We start from the raw sequence: 9,151 nt of genomic DNA, 5'->3' as shown, positions 1-9,151 counted from the left end.
TTGGGAGCTTGCGGGGGCCCTGATCATTGCCGAACGGGTTGGCCGTGCCATGCGCAAGCCGACGGTCGAGACAATGATCTCCTATACCACCGGCGAACTCGGGCGAGGCTGGGCCTTCGGCCTCAATACCGCCCTCGACGAGGCGGGGGCCATTGATTGCCGCTCTCATTTTGTTCCTGCGTGGCGACTATCGAACCGCCTACGCCCTGCTAACCATTTCTGTTGTGCTTGCAATCATGGCACTCATCGCTGCGCGGCTGACGTTCCCCGTTCCCGAGCGATTGGAGCAGGGCCGCACTGCCACGGCGAAAACGCTAGGCCTGCCTTACTGGCTCTACATGGGCGCCGGCGCGCTCTTTGCCGCCGGGTTGCTCAGTTATGAGCTCGGAGCATACCATCTGGAGCGCACTCGGACCGTCCCATCTGAATGGATCCCGGTGTTGCTTGCCTTCTCCACCGGATCAGGGGTGGCGGCCAACCTGATCCTCGGCAGGCTCTACGACTGGTCGGATAAGGTGGCGCTCACTGTGGGGATCGTGCTGTCTGCTTGCTTCGCGCCGCTTCTACTCCAGGGCGGCTTCGCGATGGCTGTCATCGCAATGCCATTGTGGGGCATCGGTTACGCGGTGCAGGACACGCTGATGAAGGCAATCATCGCCGGGCTGCTCCCGGAAGGGCGTCGGGGTCTGGGGTTCGGCATGTTCTATTCGGCCTATGGTGGAGGTTGGCTGCTGGGCAGCGTCGCAACGGGATTGCTCTATGATCGCTCGACGCCTGCGCTTGCCGCGTTCGTCGCAACGGCGCAGCTTGCATCCCTTCCGATCTTTTTCCTGGCTCGAAGGGAAGCGCGTCGGGAGACGCAGTCAAACCGGTCGGAATAGCCCCATGCGAGATTCTGAACCTGCGCAGCTTCGCGACCGTAGCTAAGCATAAGCACTTCGCGGCCCTGAATCATCGGGGCACAGAGCAGAGGGGGAGTGTTCGCTGCGGTTCCTTGGAAAGGCACGCGCGAAAATCGCCATCGACGGCGGGAACGAAAATCGCACCTCTCTAATGCTTCATCATCAAGGGAAGTCTCGCGTGCGACAGCAGGTAGCGAGTGACGCGGCCGAGAAGCAGTTCGAGGAAATAGCTATGCTTGAAAGCGCCGATCAGCAGGCAGGTTGCGCCAACGGAACCCGCGAAATCTAGAATGGCCTCGGCAACCGGACGACCCTCCGAGCGGATCGCGACGATGTCGCCTTTCAAGCCGAGCTGCGCAATCAGTTCCCTGGCGGTAAACTGATAGCTGCCGTCGGGCTTGTCGTTGACGCACAAAACGGTGACGTGCTCCGCCACCGCCAGCCAGCGCCTTGCGGCAACGACGGCCGCTCGTGCATGATCGTGCGGTTTCCAACCGATCACGACACGCTGGAGGAGATGGCCGGAATAGCAGCCTGCAGGCGGCACGAGCACGAGCTTGCGTTCGTTGAAAAGCAGGTCGTGGAATGCATCGCGGGCATCCATGTTGCCGTGGTACGGCGTGACCACCAGTGCACTCTCGTGGCATTCGGATGTGACGCAGCGGCCGAGATCACCGCGACAATCATCAAGCAGCAGGTCGCTTCGGCCCGGATTGACTTTCTTCCAGCTCTCGAAGACGCTTATCACCCGCTCAAGGCGTTGTTGTGGCGAACCCTCGTCCATGTCGCGCAGCATCTGCAAGTCGATTTCTTCGGGTGCGGCGATCATCTGTTCCGGATCTGCACCGACATGGGCGGCCGCCATGCTGCCATTGATGGCTCGAGCGGCGTCTTCCGCGATATCGAGGCAGATGCGAGCAGTCGCCGGGTCGGGCAGCAAGGCGATGACATCCGCGTGGGCGGTCAACTCGTGGACCCGCCGGGCCGAGATCACCGCGGGTGGCAATGTTTTTGCGTCGCGGCCGTTTGAAGGTGACGTATTCATCAGGACCTCCATGCGCGAGCATCCCGCATCGCTCCTGGTCCAATCCTCAAGTCATGATACGCCCGCGCCTGGTGGCCCGCAACACGCCAGGGGCTTGAACAGATCGGAGGGCTAATGCCGGCGATGAAAAGCCATCATGGCGGGTGTTGATGGAGCGTCGGGGGGTGCGGCGCAATTTGTCATCAGCAGCTGCGGAACAATGACGTCCTGGCGAGGTTGTGGATGGGCCAATCACGCAACATCCCAAGGAGGATATCAGGATGCGTATGAAACTCGTAGCAGCCTCGCTTCTCGCACTCGGCATGGCCACATCAGCCTTCGCCCAGTCCAATCCGGCTCCGGCCGGGGCCACGATCGACAAGAACCAGGCCGATCAGGGCGGTGGCGCAAGCGGCGACATGAAAGCCAAGAAGCCGATGTCCACTGATACCACCACGACCGGCTCAACGACCAGCGGCACGATGAAAATGGACAAGACCAAGTGCCCGAACCCGGTCAACAACTCCGCCAATCTCCAGACGCAGGGCGGCACGAGCAACGCCACTCCGATGGACGAAGCTTGCGCGGCGCATAACAACTGACCGGCCTGCCACGCACCAAGAACCCCGCTTCGGCGGGGTTCGGCATTCAAGAGAGCCTCATACTGAGGTGTCCCGAGGGGCCTCGACAGACGAGGCGGGTGCGCCGACTTCAGATGAATGCAAGGAGCAGCGTTGGAAGGCGTCCTTCGAGGCTCCTTCCCCTCCGGCCTGCGCGCGTCACGATGGGGAAGCCGGAGGGCGCCCGCGCCATCCAGGCAGAGACGCCGCATCCGAGAAGGGCGTTGAGAATGATATAAGAAGCTAACCTATTTCCGCGCGATCCGCGCACCCTCCAGCCCTATTTTTCGTTAGCCTCCCGCCCGCGAACAATCACCAAAATTCTAGTTGAGATTGCAGCCGCAAGGTGATCCTATCCTCCGGCTGCGTAGCATTGAGTCCCTCGCCCTTATTTCAACATTCGACCGAGCGGCCCATGTCGATTTCAGATGCGATCTATCGTCCCTTCGAAACCCTGATCCGGCCGCTCGACATTCCCTACCGACCGCTGCCGTCGAAGGGGCCGGTCACCGTGCTCCTGCATTTCATCTCGATGTTCCGCGGTGTGCTGATTGCGCTGGCGCTTTGCTCCATGGTGTTCGAGGTGATCAACCTGACGATCGTCTGGGGGCTCTCGGTCATCGTTGACGGCGTGACTGAGCAGGGCGCTGCCGTCTTCCTGCGCAGCGAATGGCTGCTACTGACCGTTCTCGGTTTTCTGATCTTTCCGGTGATGCCGATCGTGTCTTTCGTGCTCAATACGCTGAACTCGCATACATTGGGCATCGCCATGCCGGCCGCCATCCAGTGGCAGGGTCATAAGGCCGTCGAGCGGCAGGATCTTGCCTTCTTCCATGATCTCTATGCCGGCCAGGTTTCCTCGCGGCTGCAGCAGGTCTCCTCCGCCGTCCAGCAGCAGATCCTCGCCGGCTTCCAATCCATTCCGCGCTTCCTGATGCAGCTGGTGGGCTCAGTGATTTTGCTGAGCGCGCTCGCCTGGCAGCTTGCTTTGCCCGTCGTCGTGTGGATCACGCTCAACGTCGCCTTCGCCGCGAGGATCGTGCCGATCTTCGTCGAGCGCTCGCGCCGCACCGCCAAGCAGCGCAGCCTGGTCGCCGGCGCCATCACTGATCTCTACACCAACATGCAGATGATCAAGCAGTTTGCAGCCGAAGACAGCGAGGCGGGCGCAATCCGCCGCATCATCGGAAAGGCCGTGCAGACGCAGCACGCCGAGCAGCGCATCTACCGCTCGTCGGAAGTGACCGTCGTCATCCTCAATACGCTCTTGTGGCTGACCATGCTGGCGATCGGATTTTCCGGTCTCGTCAAAGGCTTTCTCACGGTCGGCGAGTTCGTCGGCGCGGTCTATATCCTCAACCGGCTGTCCTCGCAGATCTTCGTCTTCATGCAGATGGGCCAGCAGATCTTCCAGGCGATCGGCACGATCAAGGACGCCATGCCCGTCATGACGACGCCGCCCGCCATCACCGACCGGACGGATGCGGCCGATCTCACGGTGCAGCAGGGGGAGATCCGTTTCGAGAAAGTGCGTTTCGCCTATAAGTCCGGCAAACCCGTGATCGACAACCTCTCGCTAACGGTCCGGCCCGGCGAGAAGGTCGGTCTGGTCGGCCTCTCCGGCGCCGGCAAGACGACGCTCGCAAACCTGCTCCTGCGCTTTTACGACATCAAGGGCGGCGCGATCCTGATCGACGGGCAGGATATCCGCGCGGTGACGCAGGCAAGCCTTCGCCGCGCGATCGGCGTCATCGCCCAGGATGTTGCGCTGCTGCACCGTTCCGTCGGCGACAATATCCGCTACGGTCGGCCGGGGGCGACGCAGGAAGAGATCGAAAGGGTGACGGAGATGGCAAGCGCCGATGCCTTCATCGCCGATCTCACAGACAGCGAAGGTCGCAAGGGTTATGACGCCTACGTCGGCGATCGCGGCATCAAATTGTCCGGCGGCCAGCGCCAACGCGTCGCCATCGCTCGCGTGCTGTTGAAGGACGCGCCGATCCTGGTTCTCGACGAGGCGACGTCGGCGCTCGACAGCGAATCCGAAGCTGCCATCCAGGAAAGGCTGAACCTCGTCATGGAGGGAAAGACGGTGATCGCCATCGCCCACCGCCTCTCGACGATCGCCAGGATGCACCGCATCGTCGTCCTTGATCACGGACGCATCGTCGAAGAAGGCCGGCCGGAAGAGCTGGTCGAACGGGACGGGTTGTTCGCCCGGCTGTGGAAACGCCAGACCGGCGGCTTCATCCCTGAGGAGATCGATTGAGAGGGGCAGGGAGTTGTCATCGCTTGACTCATCGGAAAGGGATTGGTACCGATATGGGTAATCGATAACCCAAAGAGGTCTCGTGTCTGCTTCGCTCAACGACATAGCCGCCCGCGCAGGCGTTTCCGTCAAGACCGTGTCAGGCGCCCTGCATGGCGGCACGGCGCGCATGTCGGAGGAAACGCGCCGGCGGATCAAGGATATCGCCGAGGAACTCGGCTATGTCACCAACTTCGCCGCTCGCAGCATGCGGCAGGGCTGGATGCCGCTTGTCGGCCTCGTCGCCGATGACCTGATCACCTCGCCTTTCGCGACGGAGATTATCAGGGGGCTCGACGGCGCCGTGCGTGCTTCCGACATGGCCGTCTTCGCCATGACGCTCGGCGGCCATCGCAGCGTGGGATCGATCCTCGATGAGATGCGGCGCTTTCGCCCGCGGGCGATTGCCTATGCCGCCATGTATCACAAGAGCGTCGACCTGCCGCCCGAATTTGCCGACACGGTCGGGGTCATGATCAACTGCCGCGACGCCAACAACCGGGTGACGTCGCTGGTGCCGGATGAAACGGGAGCGGCGGCCGAGATTACGGCCCATCTCATCGAGGCGGGCCGTCGCAATATCGCCTTCATCAATCTGCCGGGGATTCTCGCCGGGGAACTGCGCGAACTCGGTTTTCGCCAGGCGCTCGATCACGCCGGCATCGGTGGGGCAGGGGCCATCGTGTTGCCCGCCGTCAGCAAGGCCATCTACAGCGACCGGGCACACAGCCTTGTTCCTCAGCATGTGCATGATCTCATGACGGGTCCGCGACGTCCCGACGCCATCCTGTGCGGCAATGATCGCGTGGCGATGGAGGTCTATGCCGCCCTGCGCCGTTCGGGCGCGACCATTCCCGATGATGTCGCCGTCGCGAGCTTCGACAATCAGGTCGAGATCGCCTCGCGTCTCGATCCGCCGCTGACCACCATGGCGCTTCCCCACCGCGCCATGGGCCGCCAGGCCGCGCACATCCTGCTTGCCGAACACCGGCCCCCGGCCGGGGTGCAGAAACTGCCGTTCCAGTTGGTGGAGCGGGCATCCGTGTAAATTGAGGAAGGCCCATTCAATTGAGGAGGATTTCTAATGGGTAAACGTTTACTTCAGTCCCTGATCCTGTCGTCGGCACTGGCCGCCACATGGGCTGTCGCAGCCGAGAAGACGGCGATCCAGATCATGCATCAGGGCGATCCCGGCTTTGTCGCGGCCTATGGCAAGGTCGCCGAGCGCTTCGAGGCCGCCAATCCCGATGTCGATGTCCAGTTCATCTATGCGCCGCACGATGCCTATAACGAGAAGTTCAGCGCGGCCGTCATGGCCAAACAGCTGCCCGACATCATGGAACTCGATGCGCCGTTCCTCGCCAATTATGTCTGGTCGGGTTATCTGCAGCCGATCAAGCCGCTGATCGACAAGGATCTGCTCGACGACATGACGGAGTCCAACATCGCTCAGGGCACATACCCGATCGACAAGGATCTTTATGCGATCGGACTGACGGACTCTTCCGTCGTTCTTTACGGCAACAGGAAATATCTCGAAGCGATCGGCGCCCGCATCCCGAAATCCGTCGACGACGCCTGGACGCGGGAGGAGTTCGAAAGCTACCTCGAAAAGCTTTCGAAGCTCGATGGCGTGAAATGGCCGATCGACACCTTCCGCGGCTACGGCATCAAGACCGAATGGATCACCTATGCCTATGGGCCGATCCTGCAATCGGCCGGCTGCGACCTTATCGACCGCAAAGCTTGGAAATCCGAGGGAACGCTGGACAGCGACGCCTGCGTCGATGCGCTTGCGATGATGCAGAAATGGGTCAAGAACGGCTGGGTCGTGCCGCAGTCGGCCGGCACCAACCAGTTCTACGCCGAAGGCAATCCCGCGGCCCTGGCGCTCGGTGGACATTGGGTTTATGCGGAGGCCGCAGCGACCATGAAGGACAATATCGTCGTGCTACCGCTGCCCAAATTCGGCGCCAAGGGCGTGAGCCCTGACGGCACCTGGATCTGGGCGATTACCAAGACTTCAAAACATCCCGACATCGCAGCCAAGTTCATCAGTTTCCTGCTGAAGGACAAGGAATATCGGGCCTATGTAGCAAGCCAGTCCGGCTACCCCGGATTGAAGAGCTTCGCCGCCGAATCTCCGCTCTATGCCAATGGCGGCCCGATGGCCATCGCCTTCGAACAGGCGTCGAAGACGGCTGTCGCGCGCCCGCCGCACCCCGCCTATCCCACAATCACCTCTGCCTTCATGCAGGCTGTCGACGAGGTGTTCAATGGCGGCGATCCCAAGGAGGCGCTCACATCAGCCGCCAAGAAGATCGACGAGGATATCGAGGACAACGACGGATATCCGCCGTTCGGTGATCAGGAATAACAGCCAACGGTGCCGGTCCATCGAAGCCTTGCGACGTGTCCACCACGTTGCAAGGCGGGACCGGCACTCGAGGCCTGGAGAGGAGGAATGCCATGGTCATGCAACAATCGACACCGTCGTCGACAACAGTGCGAAAGACTCCGGCGCGCCGGCATGACACGGGACGGCTGATGCAGGAAGCGGCGATGCTCGCGCCGGCGGTCATCCTGCTGACCCTCTTTCTGATCGTGCCGTTCCTGCTGTCCTTCTGGACGGCGATGACCAACCAGCCTCTCGTGCCGCGGCCGACGCCCGTCCGGTTCGTCTGGTTCAACAATTTCATCCGCATCTTCCAGGACGATCTTTTCTGGACCGCCCTCTGGAACGTCTCGCGCTTCACCTTCTGGATCATTCCGGTGCAATGCGGCCTGGCTTTTGCAACGGCCCTGCTGCTCCATCAGAAGCTGCCGTTCCGCAATCTGCTGCGCGGCATGTTCTTCCTGCCGGCGATCACGTCGATGGTCGTAGTCTGCGTCATCTGGGGAACCCTATTCCAATATCCCACGGGACCGTTCAACCAGATCCTCGGCTTTCTCTCCGGGGGCGCGATCCAGCCGATCGATTGGCTCGGCGATCCCGAATGGGCGATGTTCTCGCTCGTTCTGCTCTCGGCCTGGCAGGCCTATGGTTTCCAGATGATCGTCTACCTTGCCGGGCTTCAGGGAATCCCGGACGAACTCTACGATGCCGCAAAGATCGACGGCGCCAACGCCTTCCGACGCTTCTGGCATGTCACCATGCCCGGCCTGCGGCCCACCCATGTCTTCGTCCTCGTGATCACCACCATCCAGGCGTTCAAGCTCTATACCCAAGTCGCCATCCTCACGCAGGGCGGGCCGAAGAGCAGCACCGAGACGGTGGTGCATTACATGGTCCGCGCCGGCTTCGAAGAGCAGAAGATGGGCTATGCCTCGGCCGTCTCGGTCATCCTGTTCGTCATCGTTCTCATCATCGCGCTGATCCAGCGCCAGCTCCTGAGGCGCTTCGATGTCTGATATCGCTCTCTCGATCCCACAGGCCCGCGCGGCGCGGCCGCGCTCCGCCGCAAGGGTTCTGCGCACCATCCAGACGGTCTCTATCTTCATCATCGCCCTGGTGATCGTCTCCCCGTTGCTGCTCCTCGTCGTGGCGAGCCTGAAGGATGACCGGTTCCAGATCCTGGCCGATATGGGCAGTTTCCGCGCCTTCTGGGTTTCGAAACCGACGCTCTCCAACTATGCGGAGGTCGGCCACCTCTCAGGCGAACTCGCCTTCGGCCGTTACCTCATCAACTCGCTGATCATTCTGATCACAACGGTTTGTTCCGGCCTGATCGTCAATTCGATGGCCGGCTTCGTTCTGGCCTGGGGATCGCTCAAGGGCCGCGCCGTCATCCTGTCGATCGTGATTGCGCTTTATGTGATCCCGCAGGAAAGCATCATCATGCCCCTGGTGATGATGGTTTCGCGCGCCGGAATGGCCGATACCTTCGCAGTCCAGATCGTGCCCTGGGTCGCGAGCCCTCTCTACATCTTCTTGTTCTATCAGTTCTTCTCGCAATTGCCGAAGGAACTGCTTGAGGCCGCCGAGATCGACGGCGCGTCCTTCTTCCGGGCCTATCGTTCGATTTTCCTGCCCCTCAGCCTGCCCGCACTGGCCACCGTCTCGATCCTGATGGGCATCGAGACCTGGAACCAGTATCTCTGGCCGATCCTCGTGACGCAGACCGATTATGCCCGCCCGATCGCGGTCGCCATCGCGACATTCTTCGGTCAGGACAGCATCTACTGGGATCGCGCGATGGCCGCCTCCGTTTTGATGATGATCCCGATCCTGGGGCTCTACCTCGTTTTCCAGCGCTGGTTCGTGAGTTCCTTCATCGGCTCCGCCGTGAAAGGTTGA

The 9,151-nt window shown here is 61.5% G+C and carries 8 protein-coding genes; 7 read left to right on the top strand and 1 reads right to left on the bottom strand.

What is annotated here, in order from left to right; translation table 11 throughout:
* Positions 1 to 152 precede the first annotated feature (152 nt).
* Positions 153 to 881 carry an MFS transporter gene (locus HJC00_RS32455; protein ID WP_259672239.1) on the top strand — a complete coding sequence of 243 codons (729 nt, stop codon included), beginning with the start codon at positions 153 to 155 and terminating at the stop codon, positions 879 to 881.
* A gap of 169 nt (positions 882 to 1,050) precedes the next feature.
* Here the strand turns inward: HJC00_RS32455 and HJC00_RS12135 are convergent, their stop codons facing one another.
* A complete protein-coding gene (locus tag HJC00_RS12135) occupies positions 1,051 to 1,959 on the bottom strand; it encodes a universal stress protein (RefSeq protein WP_405048785.1) in 909 nt (302 codons plus the stop codon).
* A 248-nt stretch (positions 1,960 to 2,207) separates the two neighbouring features.
* Here HJC00_RS12135 and HJC00_RS12130 point away from each other — a divergent pair, with 248 nt between their 5' ends.
* The 6 genes from HJC00_RS12130 (at position 2,208) to HJC00_RS12105 (ending at position 9,151) form a co-directional block, all read left to right on the top strand.
* On the top strand, positions 2,208 to 2,528 hold the full coding sequence (locus HJC00_RS12130; protein ID WP_210632058.1) for a hypothetical protein: 321 nt from the start codon (positions 2,208 to 2,210) through the stop codon (positions 2,526 to 2,528).
* Between the two features lie 433 nt (positions 2,529 to 2,961).
* Positions 2,962 to 4,815 carry an ABC transporter ATP-binding protein gene (locus tag HJC00_RS12125; RefSeq protein ID WP_210632057.1) on the top strand — a complete coding sequence of 618 codons (1,854 nt, stop codon included), beginning with the start codon at positions 2,962 to 2,964 and terminating at the stop codon, positions 4,813 to 4,815.
* An 82-nt stretch (positions 4,816 to 4,897) separates the two neighbouring features.
* Positions 4,898 to 5,902, top strand: coding sequence for a LacI family DNA-binding transcriptional regulator (locus HJC00_RS12120; RefSeq protein ID WP_221164086.1), 1,005 nt, complete (start codon positions 4,898 to 4,900; stop codon positions 5,900 to 5,902).
* Positions 5,903 to 5,938: 36 nt separating this feature from the next.
* Positions 5,939 to 7,231: a sugar ABC transporter substrate-binding protein gene (locus HJC00_RS12115; protein WP_221164085.1), complete on the top strand. Its 1,293-nt coding sequence runs from the start codon at positions 5,939 to 5,941 to the stop codon at positions 7,229 to 7,231.
* 92 nt (positions 7,232 to 7,323) lie between these two features.
* Positions 7,324 to 8,265 carry a carbohydrate ABC transporter permease gene (locus tag HJC00_RS12110; RefSeq protein WP_210632054.1) on the top strand — a complete coding sequence of 314 codons (942 nt, stop codon included), beginning with the start codon at positions 7,324 to 7,326 and terminating at the stop codon, positions 8,263 to 8,265.
* On the top strand, positions 8,258 to 9,151 hold the full coding sequence (locus HJC00_RS12105; RefSeq protein ID WP_221164084.1) for a carbohydrate ABC transporter permease: 894 nt from the start codon (positions 8,258 to 8,260) through the stop codon (positions 9,149 to 9,151). Before HJC00_RS12110 ends, HJC00_RS12105 begins: the two co-directional genes overlap by 8 nt.

This window comes from Rhizobium sp. NLR22b (assembly GCF_019685295.1).
GTDB lineage: Bacteria > Pseudomonadota > Alphaproteobacteria > Rhizobiales > Rhizobiaceae > Rhizobium.
Note: the sequence above shows the minus strand (reverse complement) of the source record. Positions and strands in the feature narration are given on the sequence as shown.

Bases quoted from the DNA above. Each gene is read 5' to 3' on its own strand.
- HJC00_RS12125 (WP_210632057.1), top strand. From the start codon at position 2,962: ATGTCGATTTCAGATGCGATCTATCGTCCCTTCGAAACCCTGATCCGG.
- HJC00_RS12135 (WP_405048785.1), bottom strand. From the start codon at position 1,959: ATGGAGGTCCTGATGAATACGTCACCTTCAAACGGCCGCGACGCAAAA.
- HJC00_RS12105 (WP_221164084.1), top strand. From the start codon at position 8,258: ATGTCTGATATCGCTCTCTCGATCCCACAGGCCCGCGCGGCGCGGCCG.
- HJC00_RS12115 (WP_221164085.1), top strand. From the start codon at position 5,939: ATGGGTAAACGTTTACTTCAGTCCCTGATCCTGTCGTCGGCACTGGCC.
- HJC00_RS12110 (WP_210632054.1), top strand. From the start codon at position 7,324: ATGGTCATGCAACAATCGACACCGTCGTCGACAACAGTGCGAAAGACT.
- HJC00_RS12130 (WP_210632058.1), top strand. From the start codon at position 2,208: ATGCGTATGAAACTCGTAGCAGCCTCGCTTCTCGCACTCGGCATGGCC.